Here is a 20,656-nt window from a genome sequence, read left to right as displayed (position 1 = left end):
TCAAGCAATTATGAAGTGGAAGCGGAGTGCAAGGTTGGTCGATATGACCGTGCGTTTAACGCAGCGTCCGCATTCCCTTATTCCTTTAGGAGAATTTGCAAACAACTATGAGGCTGCAAAATCTTCTATTAGTGAGGATGTAGCGATTATTCAAGAGACGTTGCGTTCGGAGGGGATAGGGGAGTTGCAGACAGTAGCGGGAGCGACAGGGGGCGTACGCTTCATCCCAAGGATTAAGCGAGAACAAGCAACAGCATGGATTCAAGAGATGTGCGTAAGGTTAGCCGATCCAGCGCGTATATTGCCTGGAGGCTATTTATATTTGTCTGATTTATTGGGTGAACCAGCCACGCTCTCTCAGTTAGGCTGGATTTGGGCAACCGTATTTGCCGATCATCAGATAGACGCTGTGGTTACGGTAGAGACCAAAGGGATTCCACTTGCCCATGCAGCAGCTTCTCATTTGGGAATCCCCGTGGTTGTGGTTCGTAAGGGGCACCGGGTGACGGAAGGCTCGGTGGTGACGATCAACACCATTTCAGGATCACGTAAGGATATTCGTACACTTTCCCTTTCACGGCGCAGTTTAGCAGAAGGTGCACGCGTCCTCCTGATTGATGATTTTATGAAAGCAGGGGGCACTTTTCGGGGTCTCTTCGACTTAATGAAAGAGTTTCGCGCGGAAGTGGTTGGAGCGGGAGTGATGGTGGAATCGGTTGCAACGGAGCGACTGGTAGGTGATGTTGCCTCCTTAATGTCCGTGACCGAGATTGATGAAAGAATGAGTCATGTTGCGGTTTCTACCGGAAGCATTTTAACCTTAGAAGGGGGATGGATGACATAAAGGCTGTTCAAACGGAGAATGCACCGCAAGCGATTGGGCCTTATTCGCAAGGGATTACCTTATCTAATTTTGTTTTTACATCGGGTCAGATTCCCTTAACCGCAGATGGGGAGAAGGTAGGGGAAGATATCGCCGAACAGACCCATCAAGTATTAAAAAATCTACGTGCCGTATTGGAAGCCGCTCAGTCTAATCTGGAGCATGTGGTAAAGGTAACCATCTTTCTAACAGATATGGATGACTTCGCTACGGTAAATGAAATCTATGCCCAATATTTTGCGAAACACCAACCGGCTCGCTCTTGTGTACAAGTAGCAAAATTGCCGAAGGATGTTCATATTGAAATGGAAGCAATCGCTGTTATTAAGCACGCTTAACCAAAAAGGAAGAAAGCGTGGAATAAACTTGCAGGATTTTACCACACCCATGTGGAATAAGAATGGTGAACTACATTTGGGAATGGGTGGTGGACCAGGTTGGAAATAACGGAAGTTCGACTGCGGCGGGTCAATCAAGCAGGTAGAATGCGTGCAATTGCATCGATTACGATTGATCACGAATTTGTTATCCATGATATTCGTGTCATCTATGGAAACAGTGGTTTGTTTGTTGCTATGCCCAGCAAAAAAACACCGACGGGAGAATTTCGAGACATCGCACACCCGATCTCTCCGAATACGAGAGAGAAGATCGAAGAGGCTGTTTTAGGAGCGTACCTAAAAACGGATGAAAGCCATACAGGTAGACAGGTGTTTGAACGTCAGTTGCCATTGGATGCCTAAATACATATGAACTGGAAGCTTCCCACAGGGAAGCTTTTTTCCGTGTCTGTCTCAGTTGAATTATGGCCCTTTTTAAGATATAGTTTGATTGGAGTTTTAATGGAGAGTAGCGGGGGTGTTATCCGATGATGGATCAATTACAAGCTGTCGTATTGGCAGCGGGTCAAGGCACGCGAATGAAGTCAGAAAAACATAAGGTGTTACATCCAGTTTGCGGAAAGCCGATTGTCGATTATATTATCGATTCATTGGTGGAATTGGGAATTAAGAAGCCGATTCTGGTGACCGGATATCAGTCGGAAGCATTAGAGGAGCATTTGCAGGATCGTGCCCTGTTTGCGAAGCAAGAAGAACAGCTTGGTACCGCACATGCTGTATTGCAAGCAAAAGAACTATTAGAAGGAAAGCAGGGGATGACACTGGTGATGCATGGTGATCATCCCTTGTTTCGCGCGGAGACACTGGCTAATCTGATTCAGCACCATCGTCAGTCCGGTGCGGCAGCGACCATCTTGACAGCGCTTCTTCCCGACCCAACGGGTTATGGCCGAGTGATTCGGGGAGCGGATGGAACCGTGGAGCACGTTGTGGAGCAAAAAGATGCGAATGAAGAGGAACGGGCAGTGAAAGAAGTAAATACGGGAACATACTGCTTTGATACTGAAAAGCTACTCTCTTCCTTGAGTCAAGTGAGAAATGAAAACGTGCAAGGCGAATATTACCTACCTGATGTGATTACCATATTGAAAAGTGGTGGTCAGAAGGTGGAAGCAACACGTATGGAAGATGTAGATGAAGCTCATGGAGTCAATCATCGCATCCAGCTAGCAGAAGCCGAAAAAATTATGCGCCGCCGTATTCTAGAGCAACATATGACTGCTGGTGTGACCATTATTGATCCAGAGAATACTTATATTGAAGCTGGCGTCACGATTGGGATGGACACAGTTATTTACCCGGGGACTCATGTGCGCAGAGAGACAAAGATCGGAAAAGGCTGTACCATTGGTCCGCAAGCCGATCTCACTGGGGTGACCATTGAAGATGGAGCGTCGATCTCTTACTCGGTGCTCATGGAAAGTCGAGTGGGACAAGAAGCGAAAGTAGGCCCATTTGCTTATGTTCGTCCGGGGTCCAACCTTGAGCAAAAGACGAAAGTGGGAAGTTTTGTCGATATTAAGAATGCCAACATTGGGAGCGGGAGCAAAGTTCCTCACCATGCTTACATAGGGGATGCAGATGTCGGTAAGAAAGTAAATATTGGTTGTGGGACGATTACGGTGAATTACGATGGCAGGAAAAAGCAACGGACAGTGATTGAGGATGAAGCCTTTATCGGTTGTAATACTAACCTGATTGCACCGCTTCATGTGGGAGAAGGCGCTTATGTTGCCGCCGGCTCAACGATTAACCAAACTGTACCGGAAGATGGATTTGCCATTGCTCGTCAACGACAAACAACCAAGCCTCAATATGCCAAGCGAATGAAAGAAAAACTATAAAGTATGAGCCGATGGAGGGCATAAGGTCGATGAAAAAATTGCGCCAATCGAGATTGCAACTATTTACTGGGAATGCCAATCCTCAATTAGCACAGGAAATTGCCGATCATATTGGAATTCCACTAGGGAAAGCACATGTGGGGCGTTTTAGTGATGGGGAAATCACCGTTCGATTAGACGAGAGTGTACGTGGTTCAGATGTTTATGTCGTGCAACCTACCTGCTATCCGGTCAATGACAATCTGATGGAATTGTTGGTGATGGTGGATGCCTTGAAACGAGCGTCCGCGCGTACGATTAATGTCGTCATCCCGTACTATGGGTATGCACGTCAGGATCGGAAGACGCGTGCGCGGGATCCGATCACCTCCAAGTTGGTAGCGAACTTGATAGAAAAAGCGGGCGCTGATCGTATTATTACGATGGATTTGCACGCGACACAAATTCAAGGCTTCTTCGATATTCCAGTGGATCATTTGCTGGGGGTTCCGATTTTGGGTGACTACTTCTATGAGAAAAACTTAAAAGATGTGGTCGTTGTTTCACCTGATCATGGAGGGGTCATTCGAGCACGCAAATTAGCCGAGCGACTGGAGTCTCCCATCGCGATTATCGATAAACGTCGACCGGAGCCTAATGTAGCAGAAGTGATGAATATTGTAGGGAAAGTGAAAGGGAAGACCGCCATCATTATCGATGATATTATCGATACGGCTGGTACCATCGCATTGGCAGCGGCAGCCCTGAAGGAACAGGGAGCAGAAGCTGTCTATGCTTGTTGTACGCACCCTGTTTTCTCCGGTCCAGCCATGGAGCGCATTCAAAATGCGGCGATTGAAGAGATGGTCGTTACCAACACGATTCCTCTTCCAGAAGAGAAGAAACTAGACAAGCTTCGTATTTTATCGATGGCTTCCTTGATGGGTGAAGCGATTATCCGTGTTCATGAAGAGATGTCTGTCAGTAAGTTGTTTGACTAGAATGGAGTGAGAGAGAAGTCGTAGGTGAGGATGGATGAGGCCTGCCTGTACTTCTTTCTCACAAGTAAGTGCAAAAAATCTCTCCTCTCGCTTCGTTTTATCTCTCGACATAAAGGGTATATTGTTGGTAGGCTAATAACCCTAACGAAGGAGAGATTATTTATGACAACGAAGATAATGGCTGAAAAGCGTGAGCAGAAGCCTAAGTCTATCCTCACGCACTTACGCAATAGTGGGAGAGTCCCTGCTGTCTTATATGGAGAAGGTACGGCGAATCAGCTTTTGCATGTGGATGAAGGAGAGATGACGCGCCATCTGCATTCGGAAGGTCTGTCGTCTGTTGTCCATCTAAAGTTGGGGCAAAAACCTTACAATGTGATGATTCGTGAGTTGCAACGCGACCAAGTGAAGGGGAAACTCTTACATGTCGATTTTGAAGCGATCTCCATGAATGAACCATTGGAAGTGGACATTCCGGTGGAGGTTACCGGAGAGTCCATAGGGGAAAAAGATGAAGGTGGCATTTTGGAACAACCTCTGCGCACGATTGCCGTGCGGTGTCTTCCAGATGACATTCCAGATTCGCTATCCATTGATTCCTCTACGTTACACGTAGGAGATTCGCTATTGGTCAAAGATTTAGAAGCCCCCCGTGCTGTCGAAATCTTAACGGATGCAGAGGAAATGATTGCGATCATTACTACATCGCAACCCGTTGATTCTAATGATGATGGGACAGACGAGGCGAACGAAGAGCAAGCGGAAGAAGTAGAAGAGGCGTAAGCTTTTTATAGATGAATAAGGAAATAAACCGTTGGCGCAACCGGTACCGGTTGCGCCAATTAAATGTGAGGAGAACGAAGAATGAAACTAATAATCGGATTAGGCAATCCCGGACCACGTTACGATCTGACGCGTCACAATATTGGCTTTTGGGTGATAGAAGAGCTGAGCCGTCGCTGGTCGATCTCCGCTTCCCAGTCCAAATGGAAAGCCATGAAGGGAGAAGGGCGCATTGCCAATGAGAAGTCCGTGCTGATGATGCCGATGACCTATATGAACCTCTCTGGAGAATCGGTTCGTGCGGCCATTGACTGGCTTAAATTGGATGTGGAAGATATTCTGGTGATCTATGATGATCTCGATCTTCCTCCGGGTTCCCTGCGGTTGCGTTTAAAGGGAAGTGCAGGAGGTCATAATGGCATGAAATCCATTATCCAACATCTAGGGACCGATCAATTTAAGCGATTGAAAGTGGGGATTGGTCGCCCCGAAAAGCCGGTTCCGATTTCACAATATGTTTTGACCCCCTTCTCCAAAGAAGAGCAAGTGATTATGGATGAAACCACCTCGATTGCGGCGGATGCTGTCGAAACATGGATAAAGGATTCTTTTTTGATTGCGATGAATCAGTATAATAAACAAGTCGTCAATAAGGGCTCACAGGAATCATAAGGATCATCACACGCACGTATGTCATCCCCTTCACCTGCCGATACTAGGAGAGAATAATACCGTAGCTGGAGGCATAAAGATGACTATTAACTACGTGTGCCGCTATTGTAAGAGTCCGTTGGGGCAGATACATGACGAAGAGTGGGATGAAGCCCGCTTTGGGGTTCATCAGTTGACCCCAGATCAGCACAGAGATATAATTACCTATGATCTTTCGGGCCACACAGAGGTTCGTGTGGTGTGTGAATCATGCCAAGAAATATTGGAACTTCACCCGGAATTATCTCTCTTGCCGAACCCCCTTCAATAATGGAAGGTGGATATTTGCATGAGTTCTTATCGCCTTAGCGGTTAAAAGGGTTCTTAAAGCTCGCAGAATGGATAAGCCATGGCCGTGTTCAGCTAAGGCTTCTTTCTATTGAACGAACTTTTCATATTTTTTTTAATGGAAGGAGGAAATTTAGAATTGGAATCGTTTATTCAGATGTTTCGCCAAGATCCTGACTTTCAGTCTACCTTCGAAGGGATAAAGGCTAAGTTACCCGAACAGTTGGTGGCGGGTCTCAACGGTGCTGCCCGTAGTTTATACCTCGCTTCCCTCTATCGGGAAACAAAGCGATCATTGGTTGTGGTAACCCACAATTTAAACCAAGCGCAAAAAACAGCAGAAGATCTTTCTGAGTGGCTGCCGGCAGATGAAGTGTTATTGTATCCCGCTAATGAAGTGGTTACGACTGAAATTGCTTTGTCTAGTCAGGAGACTTTTGTTGAACGGATGGATGTGTTATCCAAGTTAGCACAGGGGTTTTCTGGCGTTTTGGTTGTTCCTTTTGCCGGGATGCGAAAGCTCTTACTTCCTAAGAAAGTGATGAAGCGGGGTCACATTCCCTTGCAGGTTGGTGATGTTTCTCCCATCGGACCGATGTCGGAACGTCTCGTTGAAATCGGTTACGAACGGGTGGAAATGGTGGAGAGACGAGGGGAGTTTAGTGTCCGTGGGGGAATCATGGACCTTTATCCTGTCACGTTTGATGCTCCGGTCCGCATTGAGTGGTTTGATGACGAAGTAGATTCGATTCGCTCGTTTTCCGTAACGGACCAACGCTCATTAGAAAAACAGCAGTCGATTGTGGTTCCACCTGCACAAGAGCTGTTTGCTGGAGCTGAAGTGTTTCAACGCGCTGGAGAACAAGTGAAGGAAATGTTGAAAGCGCGCTCAAAGCAGATAAAAAACACGGAACTAAAAGAGAAGTTAGCAGAAAAAATTGGGTGGGAGATAGAGCAGTTGCAAGCGGCCACTCCTTTTACAGGGCTGTATAAATATATTTCTGTTCTCTATCCGCAATATGAGAACTTGCTAGATTATATGCCTAAAGACACCCTCCTTATGATGGATGAACCAGCACGTATCATGGAAACGGCTAAACAAATGGATCGCGAAGAAGGGGAATGGCAAACCGCCTTATTGCAGCAAGGGGAGTTCTTACCTAATATTAAGATTTCTCTTACCTATGAGGAATGCTTTGAAGTGGAACATCCACGTGTTTATCTCTCTCTCTTTATGCGCCAGGTTCCCGGAACCCAACCGCAAAATATCGTGCAGTTTATCAGCCGCAGTATGCAACAATTCCATGGGCAGATGCATGTATTAAAAGGCGAGTGGGATCGATGGTACAAATCCAATTATCGTGTGGTTTTTACGGCAAGTAGCGAAGAGCGAGCGGAGCGATTGGAACGTATTTTAGCCGATTATGATATGGAAGTGGTTTTTGATAAGAAAGAGCGGATTCCCCAGGTAGGAAAACCAGTCATTTATGTAGGGGCATTGCAAAACGGCTTTGAGTTAACAGGAACTCGCTTGGTTGTGGTAACGGAAGGAGAAGTTTTTACACAGAAACAAAGGCGAAAGCGCCCTCCTAGCAAAGTGGATCATGCGGAGAAAATCAAAGATTATCAAGACTTGAAGCCGGGCGATTATGTGGTTCATGTCAACCACGGAATTGGTCGGTATATTGGAATTGAAACACTAGAAGTAGGCGGACTTCATAAAGATTATCTTCTTGTTCAGTATGCGGGCAACGATAAATTGTACGTGCCGATCGATCAAATTGATCAGGTGCAAAAATACATTGGGGGAGAAGAGAGAAAACCACGTGTTTATAGCCTAGGTGGAAGTGAATGGAGCAAGGTAAAGAACAAGGTTCGCTCCTCTGTAGAAGATATTGCTTCTGACTTAATTCAACTCTATGCCAAACGGAAGCAGGCCAAAGGCTTCTCTTTCAGTCCAGATACCCCTTATCAACGTGAATTCGAATCGTTATTTCCCTATGAGGAAACACCCGATCAGTTGCGCTCCATCCAGGAGATTAAGAAAAACATGGAGAGCGAACAGCCGATGGACTGCCTTTTATGTGGTGATGTGGGCTACGGAAAAACAGAAGTGGCCATTCGGGCAGCGTTTAAAGCAACGATGGATGGGAAACAGGTGGCTGTACTGGTCCCGACTACCATCTTGGCACAACAGCATTTCGAAACCTTTAGCGAACGTTTTTCCGACTATCCTGTACAAATTCGTGTGCTGAGCCGTTTTCGAAGCCGCAAGGAACAGAAGGAAACGATTCAAGGGGTGGGACAAGGAACGGTCGATATTGTGATCGGAACGCACCGCCTGCTCTCCAAAGATGTGGAGTACAAGGACTTAGGCCTATTAATTATTGATGAAGAGCAACGCTTTGGTGTGAAACATAAGGAAAAGATCAAAGAGTTAAAACATAATTTGGATGTCCTCACCTTGACGGCAACTCCGATCCCAAGGACGTTACACATGAGTATGGTGGGTGTGCGGGACTTGTCTGTGATTGAGACCCCACCTGAGAACCGCTTTCCGGTACAAACCTATGTGTTGGAATACTCGGGAGCGCTTGTACGGGAAGTAGTGGAGCGGGAGATTGGTCGAGGCGGGCAAGTTTACTTTTTGTATAATCAGGTACAAAGCATCGACCAGATGGCCGAGCAGATTCAAATGTTGGTACCAGAAGCACGTGTGGCAATCGCCCATGGACAAATGAAAGAGACGGAATTAGAGCGTGTGATGTTGGACTTTCTGGACGGGGAAACAGATGTTCTAGTAAGTACCACCATTATTGAGACCGGCGTCGATATTCCTAATGTGAATACCCTTATTATTTATGATGCGGATAAAATGGGCTTATCACAGCTCTATCAATTGCGTGGTCGCGTGGGTCGTTCCAATCGTATTGCTTACGCTTACTTTACTTATCAACGGGATAAAGTGCTTTCTGAAGTGGCTGAGAAGCGGCTACAAGCAATTCGTGAATTTACAGAACTCGGCTCAGGGTTTAAAATAGCCATGAGAGATTTATCGATTCGGGGGGCTGGTAACTTATTAGGAGCGGAACAACATGGACATATCGCTAGTGTAGGTTTTGAGCTGTATAGTCAGATGTTGAAAGAAGCCATTCAAGAAAAAGAGGGCCAAGAAGATAAGTTGCCAAGCCAAGAGCCAGAGGTCGAATTGAAGGCAGATGCTTATATTCCCTCTACTTATATTGAAGACGGGAAACAAAAAATTGAAATCTACAAAAAGATTCGGGCGGTACAAACCCTGGAAGAAGCTAGTGATTTAGAAGAAGAAATTGAAGACCGCTTTGGAGATTTGCCATTACCTGTGCAAACATTACTACGAATCTCTCGCTTGCGTGCCTATTGCATTGGATACCAAGTAGAAAGTATGATACAAAAAGAACATGAGATTGTGATGAAGCTACATCCGAGTCAGAACCAAGCAATCGATGGACAGAAGCTCTTTCAATTGGCACAAGAGTTTCCAGGACGGATTCGGTTGTCATCGGGCGAGCGAATCGGGATCATCTTCCGCGTTCGTGGTCTAAGCTTTGAAAAGGCATTGGAAATAGTTGAGCAATTTCTCCTAAAATATGAGTCCGTGCTAATGAAAGGAGCATTTCAGAATGCAGCCAATTAAGAAGTTCTTAACAATCGCGATGGTTATGGCGCTCGCACTCTCGATGTTACTGACAGGGTGTAACAATGAAAAGGTAGAAGAAGGAGCCAACGAGGGAGTAACGAGTGAGACAAATTGGCCTCTCATGACGACAGGAGATAAAGTGATCGCTGAATATGACGGTGGAAAGATTACGCAGGGTGAATTTAACCTCTTTTTAAACTTGAATAACTTCTTTCAACAAGGTCAAATGGAAGCGTACTTAAAAGCGCAACCACAAATTCAGGAAGATTTATTGAAACAATATGCTACACGAAAGACAGTAGCGAGTGAAGTTGAAGTGACCAAAGAAATTGAAGACGCAGTAAAAGAACAGATTAAACAATTGGAAGAACAAATGAAAATGATGGGGAAAGCGCAACAAAATGGGTCTGAAGGATCTAAAGATGAAGTTACTTTAGAGAGCAAATTAGAAGAATCAGGGGCTACAAAAGAACAATTAGAAAACTTCATCACCCAACAAGAAAGAGTGATTACCCAGTTAGAGAAAGAGGCTGAAGGTGAAAAGACAGAAGTTATTAAGCTTCAACACATCCTCATCTCTACCATGCAGCCCATTCCTAATAAAGAAGATGAGAATAAAGAACCACAACCACGTACAGAAGAAGAAGCGAAAAAGTTAGCAGAGGATATTAAGAAGCAGTTGGATGAGGGAGCAGACTTCGCAAAGCTAGCGAAAGAGAAGTCGGAAGATCCTGGTTCAGCTCAACAAGGTGGAGAAATTACAGGTACGGCCGATCAGTGGGACCCTGCATTTTCTGAAGCGGCGCAATCACAGGCCCTAAATGAAGTGGGTAAACCGATAAAAAGTCAATTTGGCTACCATGTCATCAAGGTATTGGAGCGGGGAGAGAAAAAGTTTGCTGATTTAGAAGAAGCACAGAAAAACGGAATTATCTCCGAAGTCTTTAAGAAGCGTTTTGAAGAGATGGAACTAAGCAAGGTGAAACTGCCTGATTTTGAAAAAGCACAGGAGGAAAATAAAGAAGCTCCTGCTAACGAAGAAAGCAGTGAAACCGAAAAGAAAGACGATGCCAGTAAAGATAGCCAAGCAGAGGACAAGCAAGCAGAAGATAAGTCAGCAGAAGAGAAAAAAGAAGAAGAGTAATATCGATCGGAGCGAGGCAGATGCCTCGCTTTTTTTATTTATGACGATTTTCTATAATATGACAGGAAGGAAAAGGTGCATAATATTGCTGTTAATGGATGAATACTATGGGCGTACTTACACAGATGGCAAGTTTGGCAAACAAACGATAATTGATACAGAAAGCGAGGCATCATGATTGATGAAAGCGACTGGTATCGTTCGGCGGATTGACGACTTAGGACGGGTCGTGATCCCGAAGGAAATCCGGCGGACACTTCGTATTCGAGAAGGAGATCCGCTGGAAATCTTTGTTGACCGCGATGGGGAAGTGATTCTCAAGAAGTACTCCCCTATTGGAGAGTTGGGCGATTTCGCGCAAGAGTATGCGGAATCCATCCATGATAGCTTGCAACACCTTGTCCTCATATGTGACCGTGATCATGTCATTGCTGTTGCTGGTACTTCTAAAAAAGAGTACTTAGATAAACCGGTAGGTGAACTCCTGGAAGAGAGTATGGAGCAAAGGCGTAAGGTAATAGAGAATTCTCCGGAGAATGGGAAGATTATTCGTGATTTGGACGAGTCGTATCAAGCTTACGTCCTTTCTCCCATCGTTGCTGGGGGTGACCCAATCGGTGTGGTGGTGATCCTTGCGAAAGAAGGGGAGGCGCAAATGGGAGAATTAGAAGAGAAAATCGCCATGACTGCAGCTGCTTTCTTGGGTAAGCAGATGGAGCAATAATCTAACATTTGATAACGTATGGTGGCAGGCTATCCCCGGCCTGCTTTTTTTATGTTTTACTTTCTGCCGGGACTGTGTATAATGGGATTCGTTGCAATGGAAAGGAGGATGAAGGTGGGAAAAAACGAATCCTCCTTTGTCAAAGGAGCACTCATCTTAGCGGTAGCTGCTTTTATCAGCAAGTTGCTGGGGGCTCTGTATCGTATTCCGTATCAAAATCTGACTGGGGATGCGGGGATGTTTGTTTATCAGCAAGTGTATCCGCTGTATAGTATCTTGTTCATCTTTGCGACAGCTGGATTTCCGGTAGCCATCTCCAAGATGGTTTCTGAAAAGTTCGCAAGAGGGGACGATGCTTCCGCTTATCTCCTCTTGCGACACTCCCTTAAGGTATTGGGGCTTTTTGGTGTCTTCACTTTCTTATTGCTATATGGAGGCGCCCCCGTGATCGCTGGTTGGATGGGAAGTGCTGAGCTCTTAACTTTGCCCATACGTGCGGCTTCTTGGGCACTTCTTATTATTCCGATCGTGGCGGTGTTGCGAGGGTATTCACAAGGACAGCAACAGATGTTACCAACTGCGGTTTCACAAGTGGTCGAACAATTGGTGCGTGTCACGGTGATTCTCTTCCTGTCTTGGTGGATTATGAATGCGGGTTATGGTGTGGTTTATGCAGGTGCTGCCGCTTTGTTTGCAGCGTTTGTTGGAGCAGTAGCTGCATTGGTGGTCTTATGGAAACAGGTCGGATTCCGTATAACTAAGAAAAGGAAAGAGGAGATGGAGAGCCTGCCCCACTCGTCTTCCCCTGCCACGTCTCGATTTACCAAGCAGTTAATTCAGCTCTCTGTTCCTATATGTATTGGTTCATTAATCTTTCCTCTATTTGGATTGATCGATTCCTTTACTGTATCCAACTTCTTGATGTTTAGTGGTTGGGAAGAGAGGCTAGCCATCGAAGCGAAAGGAGTATTCGATCGAGGACAACCGCTTATTCAATTTGGTTCGTTCTTTGCAGGAGCATTGGCGTTGTCCATTGTGCCTGCTATCTCAGAGGCACAAACAGCAGGCGATACGGAGCGGGCGGCTAGTGGAGGGGCGGCGGCGATGCGCTTCACTTTGCTGTTGGGGTTGCCCGCTACCATTGGATTGTTCATCGTAGCAAGGCCCGTCAATATCATGTTATATGAGGATCAAGCGGGCTCGTGGACACTGGCCTTATTAGCGTTTTCTATCTTGTTTGCTACCTTATTGATGGTTTCAACCGCTATCTTACAAGGGTATGGAGAAGTGAAACGGCCTGCTTTTCACTTACTATTGGGAGCTATATGTAAGTTACTAGGGAATCTGCTTCTCGTCCCGGTGTGGGGCATTGCTGGAGCCGCTGTGGCGACTGTCATCGGCTATGCCAGTGCGATGTTTCTTAATAGTTGGCTTTTGCATCGCTATCTAACAAAGGGCATCTTCCGATTGGGAGAGAAGTGGAAAGGAATCCTGTTTGCCTTGCTAGCACTGATAGGGGGAGCCGGAATCCCGATTTGGGTCAGTATGTACTTTGGGGAAAGTCTAGCTCACTCACGGTTGATGATGACAGGGGTGTCCTTGATCGCTGTGACAATCGGGGCGTTCCTTTATCCGGTGGTCCTTTTCCGATCTTCTGTCATCACGAGGAAGGATCTTGAAAAGCTATCTTCTGGGAAACAAAAACGACTCATTCCTTGGTTGGAGAAGTGGAAGCTTTTACGAACAGAATAACCATAAGAGAATCACCTGGAGGTGTGTGCGTTTGGCTAAGATAGGGATTATGGGACTAGGTGCCGGAGATGAAAATGATTTAAGTTTGGGAATGTATCGTCGTTTGCAAAGAGCAGACCAAGTGTTTGTGCGTACGATCGATCATCCAGTAGCCAAGTGGTTGGAGAGAGAAGGGATTCATCTTACTTCGCTCGATACGATCTATGAAAAACATGATGATTTTTTCTCAGTCTACGAGGAGATTGCAGAACATTTATTGAAACAGGCGCAGGTATCAGGAGGAGAAGGTACGCTGATCTATGCTGTTCCTGGCCATCCAATGGTGGCAGAGCAAACCGTCCAACTATTGCTCGCAAGAGGGCAAGAACAGGGAGTAGATGTGGAGATAGTGGGCGGACATAGCTTTCTGGATGCTGCCTTTGCTCGATTGCAGTTTGATCCGATCGAAGGATTTCAGATGTTGGATGCTTCGCAATTGGAAAGCGAACAGATCAACCCACACTTGCATCAAATTTTTTGCCAAGTGTATGATCCGTTGACTGCTTCGGAAGTGAAATTATCTTTAATGGAACACCTACCAGATGAAACTCTTATACAGGTGGCTTCTAGCTTAGGTGTGGAGGGTGAAGAACGGATTCTCTCGATCCCGTTATATGAATTGGATCGACTGGAGACTTGGGACAACCGCAGCATTGTGTATGTACCACCACAATTAGACGAAGCGGTTCTTTATCGCCGTTTTGACTTTGTAACTGGAGTTATTGCGAAGTTGCGTGGACCAGGTGGATGTCCTTGGGATCAGAAGCAGACCCATGAGAGCTTGCGCCCTTATCTATTAGAGGAAGCTTACGAATTCTTAGAGGCAGAAGCAGAAGGCGATCCAGATTCCATGGCGGATGAGTTAGGCGATGTTCTATTGCAAGTGCTGTTGCATGCACAAATTGGTCGGGATGAAGGAACATTTGATATTTCTGATGTTATCGAGCGCTTATCCGATAAAATGATTCGACGACATCCTCATGTGTTTGGGGATCAGACGGCAACGGGTGCAGACGAAGTGAAAGCCAACTGGGAGAAGTTAAAGCAGGAAGAGCGTGGGGAGCAGGAAGCATCACTTCTAGAAGGGATTCCGACGACATTCCCTGCTATCTTGCGTGCACAGAAGCTACATAAACGGTTATCCAGTGTAGGTTTTGACTGGGAAAATGTAGACGAGATTCGGCCTAAGGTGTTAGAAGAGCTGGAGGAGCTTTATCAAGCGAATACCTCAGAGGAACGAGCTGCGGAATTAGGGGATCTTCTCTTTGTCGTGATCGCATTCGCCCACCATTTTGGTTTGGATGCCGAACAGTCACTGTTGCAAACTTGTCGCAAGGCGATGAGCCGTTTTCAATACATCGAACAACGTGCGCAGGAGAAGAAGATATCATTGACGGAACTCACCCTTGCACAGATGGATGTGTGGTGGGAAGAGGCGAAGAAAGAGGAATCCACCGAAAGATGAAGGAAAAAAGGAGTTTCTCTTCGGATCCCGAATCTATACTCACTGGGGTTTTCAATCACCATAGAGAAATCACTATTCACCGAAGAATAAAGGAGAATTTGTTATGCGTCTAGATAAATATTTGAAAATCTCTCGTTTAATCAAACGAAGAACGTTAGCGAAAGAAGTGTGTGATCAGGGGCGTGTTGAAGTGAATAACAATCAAGCAAAGGCAGGGACGGTGGTAGGCGTAGGAGATGAAATTTCCATTCGCTTTGGCCACAAGCGCATCAAAGTCCGTGTGGAGTCCCTACAAGAAAAGGTACGCAAGGAAGAGTCACAGACGCTTTACACCCTACTGGAGGAAAAAAGCCTTCAAGAATAAGCTTTTTAAAAGATGACGTGTCGCCTGAAGCTGGTTCTAACTCGTCCTATCTGTCCATATGATAGAAGCAAAAGGAGGGACAGGGGATGGAAGAGGAAATCTACTTGCAAGGCAGTCGGCATGAAATTGCGATGGTGAATCGCAATACGCTAGAGGTTAGCGGGGTTACGAGCGTAGAAAGCTTTGATAGTGAGGAGTTTTTGTTAAACACCGATTATGGTTACTTGGGGATTCGTGGCGAGGGACTCCACATAAAAAATTTGGATCTTTCACAAGGAAGTGTGTCCATCGAAGGCAATTTCTACGAGATGAGCTATCTGGATGATGGGACAGGAAGGTCTGAAAAAGTGAAGGGCATGTTTGGCAGGTTGTTCCGGTGACCCTGTCAACCCAGTGGATAACGTTCTTTTTTATGATGGGCTCCGGCTGGTTAATGGGTGCGATCTGGGATGGGCACCGTGTGCTCCTTCATCGCTTTTCTCTCCGTGGTTGGACGGTTACCCTGGTGGATTTCATGTACTGGATGGTTTGCGTCTCTCTCGTGTTTGGCCTCTTGTTTTATAGTAATTGGGGACAATTGCGGATCTATGTGTTTGTAGCTGTGATTGGTGGGTATGCTGTCTACGCCCGATGGTTTAGCCAGTATGTATTCCGTTTGTTTCAATGGGTCCTTTCATTGATTGAGAGAATACTTTATCACTTCCTCCGTATTCTTTATCTCCTTATCGGGGGTCCGCTGGCTTGGTCTTGGAGTCTTTTGCAGTGGATTCTGCTAGCGCTTTGGCGTGTACTACGCTCCTGTGCACGCTTTCTGTGGTATGTATGCTCGCCTATGATCAAGTGGATAGTAACGCCATTGCTTCCGCTTGTGCAATGGATGAAGAAGGTGGGGAGGCCATGGAAACAACGGATAGGGTGGCTACGAAAGTGGTTAATGAATAACAAAACAAAGGATGATGACTCTTGAAACAATCGCAACGAGAAACATCCTCGGTTCTTTCGTTTGATGCTGCCCGTCCTGCAGGGGGTGAAGAGCCGAGCAAGCGCAAGAAGAAACCGCTCGCACCAGGAGTGAAGAGACGACGACGTTTATGGTTGATGGTGATGATTGCTTTTATCCTCTGGAGCGGATTTGAACTTATCTATCAATCACTACAGGTGAGTGCGAAAGAAGCGGCCTATCAAGAGAAAAAAGAAGAACTGGCCACTGAAAAGAGTGAAAAAAAAGAGCTGGAAGAAGATATGAAGCGTTTGCAAACGACAGAGTATATGGAGTACTTAGCTCGTCAGTTTGGCTATCAAATGCCTGGAGAAGAAGCATATGCAGATCCAGATCAATGAGAGAGCAACCGACTGTTTGAGAGTAGGACAAGCAGTCGGTTTGTTTTGTGTAACAGGGGGAACAACGAATGAAAAAAACCTTGCGGATTTCTCTTGACATTAATCATTTATCCTGTGTATAATAGTCCTTGTGACACAGACAGGTCATCATATTTGATTGTCGCGGGGTGGAGCAGTTGGTAGCTCGTTGGGCTCATAACCCAAAGGTCGCAGGTTCAAGTCCTGCCTCCGCAACCAATCCAAATCGGAGGAAGAATTTCTTCCGATGATTCTTATGGTGGCGTAGCTCGACTGGATAGAGCGTACAGTTATAGAATAGTCCTTGTGTCACGGACAGACAGCATATTTGATTGCCGCGGGGTGGAGCAGTTGGTAGCTCGTTGGGCTCATAACCCAAAGGTCGCAGGTTCAAGTCCTGCCCCCGCAACCAACCAAACCGAAGTAAGAGCTTCTTGCTTCTTACGATTCTTATGGCGGCGTAGCTCAACTGGATAGAGCGTACGGTTCATACCCGTGAGGTTGGGGGTTCGAGACCCTCCGCCGCTACCATAGGATACAAGGGGAAGGCGTGGGGCAACCTTCGTACCGCGAGGGTTCTTCCTAACGCCTTCTTTTTTCATACATGCGATGGGGGGTAGGAGGTATTGTGGATGTTACCATTAAGAAGATCAAATTTACTACGATTAATAAAACCTACACAGAAGAAGTACGTGATTGGCGCGGACGTCACTGCTTCGCAACCCAATATCCAAATCCAGATGGAAAGCGCATTTTCCTCACCTATTATTTTGTGAAAAAAGGATATACCATATCCAAAGTGTTTGATCGTAGTGGCAAATTCCTTTACTTCTATTGTGATGTGATGGATATGAGGCAAACAAGCCGTTTGCGGTATGTCATGGTGGATTTGCTCTTAGACCTCATCATTTACCCCGATGGGCAATATCATGTGATTGATATTGATGAGTTTGCTGTTTCTATAGAAAAAGGACAACTGAAGAAGCGACAACAAGTCCATGCCTTGAAGACTTTACATAAGATGATTCAACTCCATATGAAACGGTCGTTGATCCCAACCGACTTACATAAAATTGAAATGCACCCACTAGATTCATCCTACCATGAATAAAACTTTGATGAGGATGAAGCGGAATACCTGAATAGATAGCGGGACTCCGAGCCTCTTTTGTCGACTGGTGTTCTTTTCTCTAGCCTTATCTGAGATCAGATAGGAAGCTAAAACCTACTATTTATCCACCCTTTTACCCCCCTGTTCCGTACGGAATCGGGTGTTTTTTTATTTCTACCTGTGAAAAAGCTTTGTAGGAGATAAGGGGAAGTTAGCAGAACGTTTGTCGATTCCCCCTTCTTTTGGTGTCGCCTCGACAAGGACATACAAGGAGACCGGGAGGGAAGGAAGGAAAAGAAGGGATCGTGTGTTTGTTTTTAGCAATCCCTCAAGCGAAAAAGAAGAGAAGAAACGAGAGAAGTTCAGCTTAGCCGTCATTGTCGGAAAATTATTTATTTATGACAGCGATTTTGACAAACTTATTAAATAGCCCTCGCTATAATGGGTGGCACACGGAAAATTTTAGCGGAGGTGCTTATACGATGATGATCGGTTCTGCATTATTGGACAAGCTGGATAACTCGATAAGAGGACTGGACTGGATGGATAAAGGGAAGCAGAGTGGGAAGAGGATGTGGCGGCAACTCATGACGACATGGAACCTTCCGCTTCTTCTCATGGGCTTTTTACTAGGAAGGGCCATGATCATGGAAGTTGTCTCTCCCTTTACTGTTGCATTCATCGCTGTGATCTTTCATATTGGGACTCGCTTTTGGCCTTTGGCCATGGTGGCTTGTATTGGTGGGGCGTTGACTCACTCTGTGGAGCATGCGGGCTGGTTAACCATTCTCTTGCTTACACTTCTTGTTGTACAGAAAGGATGGATGTGGATCGGACGGGGACAAATCAATGATCTGCCGTTCGTCGTCTTTACTGCATCCAGTTTGGCCCATCTCGGTTTGCTGGCATGGGAGGGCTGGTCTACTTACGTGGCATTACTCGCTGGAGTGGACATATTGCTGAGCGTTATTCTCTCCCTTATCTTTTTGCAAGCACTTCCCTTATTTACCGCACGAAGGCGACAGATGAAGTTACGCAATGAAGAGATGATCAGCCTGGTCATTCTTATCAGTTCTGTTTTAACGGGGGCCATGGGATGGGAGTGGGAGGGGGTGTCGATCGCTCATATATTATCCCAGTACTTGATTCTTGTACTAGCACTCGTTGGAGGTTCCATGGTGGGGGCGGCGGTAGGGGTGGTAGCGGGCACCATTTTATGTTTGTCAAAACCAGAGGCGTTGGTGCAGATCAGTATGCTCGCATTTGCGGGTCTATTGGCAGGACTCTTTCGGGAAGGGAAACGATGGGGGGTGGCATTGGGGTTTGTGTTAGGAAGTACAATGTTAGCATTGTACGGGCAAGGGATCACGGCAGTCTGGATCTCTATAATGGAGACGGGGGTGGCGATCGGACTTTTCTTGCTCACCCCTGAATCGGTCTATCAATCATTGAAGAAGATGGTCCCAGGGACCGAAGAGTATGGGAAAACGCAACAGGAGTATGCAAGGCGTTTACGTGATGTGACAGCAGCCAAGCTGGATCAGTTAACGGAATTATTCCAAGAATTATCTGATCGATTCCGCGAAGATGGAGGGGAGATTCGTCAGCAAGATGAGGCGTACATGAATCGCTTTATCTCTGCTACGGTAGATCAGACTTGCCGCACTTGTCATAAATTTGAACAATGCTGGGAGAAACAATTTATGAGAAGTTATCAAGGCATGTCAGAGTTGATGACGATGGTGGAAGTTGGAGGGAGTCAACGGATCAAGGTGCCGTGGTTCTGGGCAGAGCATTGTGTAAAAGCGCAGAAAGTGGTGGACTCGATTCAAGCACGCTATGAAGTGTATGAACGAGATATGAAGTGGTGGGAAAGGTTGAAAGAGGCTAACCGATTAGTATCGGATCAACTGACCGGTGTAGCCGAAGTGATGAAGGATTTTTCAGATGAAATTCAACAGGAATCACAAGTCTTGACAGCGCAAGAGAGTCACATTCATCAGGCTCTAGAAGAGTTAGGACTGTCTATTCAACAGGTGGAGGTATTAAATTTAGAGGAAGGAAAAGTAGAGATCGAGGTGACACTTCCGCATGGTGATGCCTTGGATGAGTGCCGTAAATTGGTGGCTCCTCTCTTGACGGAAATTGTGGGCGAACCGATTGCTGTTCACCGCAAAGTGATTCAGGGACGGTCGGCGGGAGCGGTTATTACCTTGGGTTCAGCACAACGCTTTGAAGTGAAGACAGGAGTAGCGGGAGCGGCCAAAGGAGGCCAATTTTTATCGGGAGATAGTTATTGTTACCTTAACTTAGGGACGGGAAAATATGTTGTCGCCGTCAGTGATGGAATGGGGAATGGTCATCGAGCGCAACAAGAGAGTAACGCGGCCCTGCAGCTTCTGCGGCGATTATTGACAGCTGGCATGAACGAACAGAAAGCAGTGAAAACCGTCAATTCTATTCTCAATTTGCGCTCAATGGATGAGGTGTTCGCCACAGTGGATTTAGCCGTGGTGGATTTAAACTCAGCAGATGCGCGTTTCCTCAAAAGCGGAGGAACGCCTGGCTTCGTTAAGAGAGGGCAAGAAGTATGGAAAGTGGAAGGAGAGAATTTACCTGTGGGCATCTTACAAGAAATTGATGTCGAACCGGTACAAGCCTCCTTACAACCTGGGGACCTCGTCATTATGATGACTGATGGTATCTATGATGCCCCTGCACATGCAACGAACAAGGAAGCCTTTATGAAACGACTCATATCTGAAATTGAAACAAAAGATCCGCAAGGATTTGCTGATTGCCTCTTAGAGAAGGTGATCCGTTATCATGATGGACAAATCGAAGATGATATGACCGTCGTGGTCGCACGGGTGCAACGACACACGCCCGAGTGGACCACCATCCGTATCCCGGGAGTGAGCCCAGTGGAAAGGCCACAAGCTGGATAAGAGGGAGTGAATGAGAATCGAAAGGTGGGAAAAAGAGAGAGGAGGATAGAGGAAAGCATGAAGTGATCGAGACAGCGAACAAGAGGAAGATCAAGGTGGCAAGGAAGGGAGTGGAAGGCAGAGAACAATGATTCTGTGAGAGGAGTGAGGAAGCGAGCATAGTAGAAGGGGAATGGACAAG

The 20,656-nt window shown here is 46.2% G+C and carries 19 protein-coding genes and 3 tRNA genes; all 22 read left to right on the top strand.

The genetic code is table 11. The features are described 5' to 3' along the window. The first annotated feature begins 7 nt into the window (after nt 1–7). A complete protein-coding gene (gene purR / locus AC6RGY_RS13765) occupies nt 8–844 on the top strand; it encodes a pur operon repressor (RefSeq protein ID WP_499863915.1) in 837 nt (278 codons plus the stop codon). Further along, the gene (locus AC6RGY_RS13760; protein WP_499863913.1) at nt 841–1,221 is read left to right on the top strand and encodes a RidA family protein; all 381 of its coding nucleotides are present in this window, start codon (nt 841–843) and stop codon (nt 1,219–1,221) included. The genes purR and AC6RGY_RS13760 overlap by 4 nt, the downstream gene beginning before the upstream one ends. Nucleotides 1,222–1,320: 99 nt before the next feature. After that, the gene (gene spoVG / locus AC6RGY_RS13755; RefSeq protein WP_499863844.1) at nt 1,321–1,626 is read left to right on the top strand and encodes a septation regulator SpoVG; all 306 of its coding nucleotides are present in this window, start codon (nt 1,321–1,323) and stop codon (nt 1,624–1,626) included. Between the two features lie 128 nt (nt 1,627–1,754). Further along, nucleotides 1,755–3,128, top strand: coding sequence for a bifunctional UDP-N-acetylglucosamine diphosphorylase/glucosamine-1-phosphate N-acetyltransferase GlmU (gene glmU / locus AC6RGY_RS13750; RefSeq protein ID WP_499863911.1), 1,374 nt, complete (start codon nt 1,755–1,757; stop codon nt 3,126–3,128). 29 nt (nt 3,129–3,157) lie between these two features. Further along, a complete protein-coding gene (locus AC6RGY_RS13745) occupies nt 3,158–4,108 on the top strand; it encodes a ribose-phosphate diphosphokinase (protein ID WP_499863842.1) in 951 nt (316 codons plus the stop codon). Nucleotides 4,109–4,270: 162 nt separating this feature from the next. Next, entirely contained in the window at nt 4,271–4,891 is a 621-nt protein-coding gene (locus tag AC6RGY_RS13740; RefSeq protein WP_499863840.1) for a 50S ribosomal protein L25, read from the top strand. Nucleotides 4,892–4,972: 81 nt separating this feature from the next. After that, complete coding sequence (gene pth / locus AC6RGY_RS13735; protein ID WP_499863838.1) at nt 4,973–5,563, top strand: aminoacyl-tRNA hydrolase; 591 nt, start codon at nt 4,973–4,975, stop codon at nt 5,561–5,563. 79 nt (nt 5,564–5,642) lie between these two features. Then, on the top strand, nt 5,643–5,873 hold the full coding sequence (locus tag AC6RGY_RS13730; protein ID WP_499863836.1) for an anti-sigma-F factor Fin: 231 nt from the start codon (nt 5,643–5,645) through the stop codon (nt 5,871–5,873). A gap of 156 nt (nt 5,874–6,029) precedes the next feature. Beyond that, nucleotides 6,030–9,566: a transcription-repair coupling factor gene (gene mfd, locus AC6RGY_RS13725; protein ID WP_499863834.1), complete on the top strand. Its 3,537-nt coding sequence runs from the start codon at nt 6,030–6,032 to the stop codon at nt 9,564–9,566. Further along, nucleotides 9,553–10,713: a peptidylprolyl isomerase gene (locus AC6RGY_RS13720; protein WP_499863832.1), complete on the top strand. Its 1,161-nt coding sequence runs from the start codon at nt 9,553–9,555 to the stop codon at nt 10,711–10,713. Before mfd ends, AC6RGY_RS13720 begins: the two co-directional genes overlap by 14 nt. Before the next feature lie 181 nt (nt 10,714–10,894). After that, complete coding sequence (gene spoVT, locus AC6RGY_RS13715; protein WP_499863830.1) at nt 10,895–11,437, top strand: stage V sporulation protein T; 543 nt, start codon at nt 10,895–10,897, stop codon at nt 11,435–11,437. Between the two features lie 114 nt (nt 11,438–11,551). Beyond that, on the top strand, nt 11,552–13,189 hold the full coding sequence (locus AC6RGY_RS13710) for a putative polysaccharide biosynthesis protein (protein ID WP_499863828.1): 1,638 nt from the start codon (nt 11,552–11,554) through the stop codon (nt 13,187–13,189). Between the two features lie 31 nt (nt 13,190–13,220). Continuing rightward, the gene (yabN, locus tag AC6RGY_RS13705; protein ID WP_499863826.1) at nt 13,221–14,693 is read left to right on the top strand and encodes a bifunctional methyltransferase/pyrophosphohydrolase YabN; all 1,473 of its coding nucleotides are present in this window, start codon (nt 13,221–13,223) and stop codon (nt 14,691–14,693) included. A gap of 103 nt (nt 14,694–14,796) precedes the next feature. Then, nucleotides 14,797–15,057 carry an RNA-binding S4 domain-containing protein gene (locus AC6RGY_RS13700; protein WP_499863824.1) on the top strand — a complete coding sequence of 87 codons (261 nt, stop codon included), beginning with the start codon at nt 14,797–14,799 and terminating at the stop codon, nt 15,055–15,057. Nucleotides 15,058–15,143: 86 nt separating this feature from the next. Further along, the gene (gene yabP / locus AC6RGY_RS13695; RefSeq protein WP_499863821.1) at nt 15,144–15,437 is read left to right on the top strand and encodes a sporulation protein YabP; all 294 of its coding nucleotides are present in this window, start codon (nt 15,144–15,146) and stop codon (nt 15,435–15,437) included. Further along, a complete protein-coding gene (gene yabQ / locus AC6RGY_RS13690) occupies nt 15,434–16,024 on the top strand; it encodes a spore cortex biosynthesis protein YabQ (RefSeq protein ID WP_499863819.1) in 591 nt (196 codons plus the stop codon). Before yabP ends, yabQ begins: the two co-directional genes overlap by 4 nt. After that, complete coding sequence (locus AC6RGY_RS13685; protein ID WP_499863817.1) at nt 16,021–16,398, top strand: septum formation initiator family protein; 378 nt, start codon at nt 16,021–16,023, stop codon at nt 16,396–16,398. The genes yabQ and AC6RGY_RS13685 overlap by 4 nt, the downstream gene beginning before the upstream one ends. 161 nt (nt 16,399–16,559) lie before the next feature. Next, a tRNA-Met gene (locus AC6RGY_RS13680) sits at nt 16,560–16,635 on the top strand. Between the two features lie 117 nt (nt 16,636–16,752). Continuing rightward, nucleotides 16,753–16,828: transfer RNA gene (locus AC6RGY_RS13675), tRNA-Met, on the top strand. 42 nt (nt 16,829–16,870) lie between these two features. Continuing rightward, nucleotides 16,871–16,947 (top strand) — tRNA-Met (locus tag AC6RGY_RS13670). A gap of 73 nt (nt 16,948–17,020) precedes the next feature. Then, a complete protein-coding gene (locus AC6RGY_RS13665) occupies nt 17,021–17,527 on the top strand; it encodes a ribonuclease FAU-1 family protein (protein ID WP_499863815.1) in 507 nt (168 codons plus the stop codon). 482 nt (nt 17,528–18,009) lie between these two features. Continuing rightward, nucleotides 18,010–20,475: a stage II sporulation protein E gene (gene spoIIE / locus AC6RGY_RS13660; protein WP_499863813.1), complete on the top strand. Its 2,466-nt coding sequence runs from the start codon at nt 18,010–18,012 to the stop codon at nt 20,473–20,475. Nucleotides 20,476–20,656 lie beyond the last annotated feature (181 nt).

This window comes from Mechercharimyces mesophilus (assembly GCF_059818345.1).
Note: the sequence above shows the minus strand (reverse complement) of the source record. Positions and strands in the feature narration are given on the sequence as shown.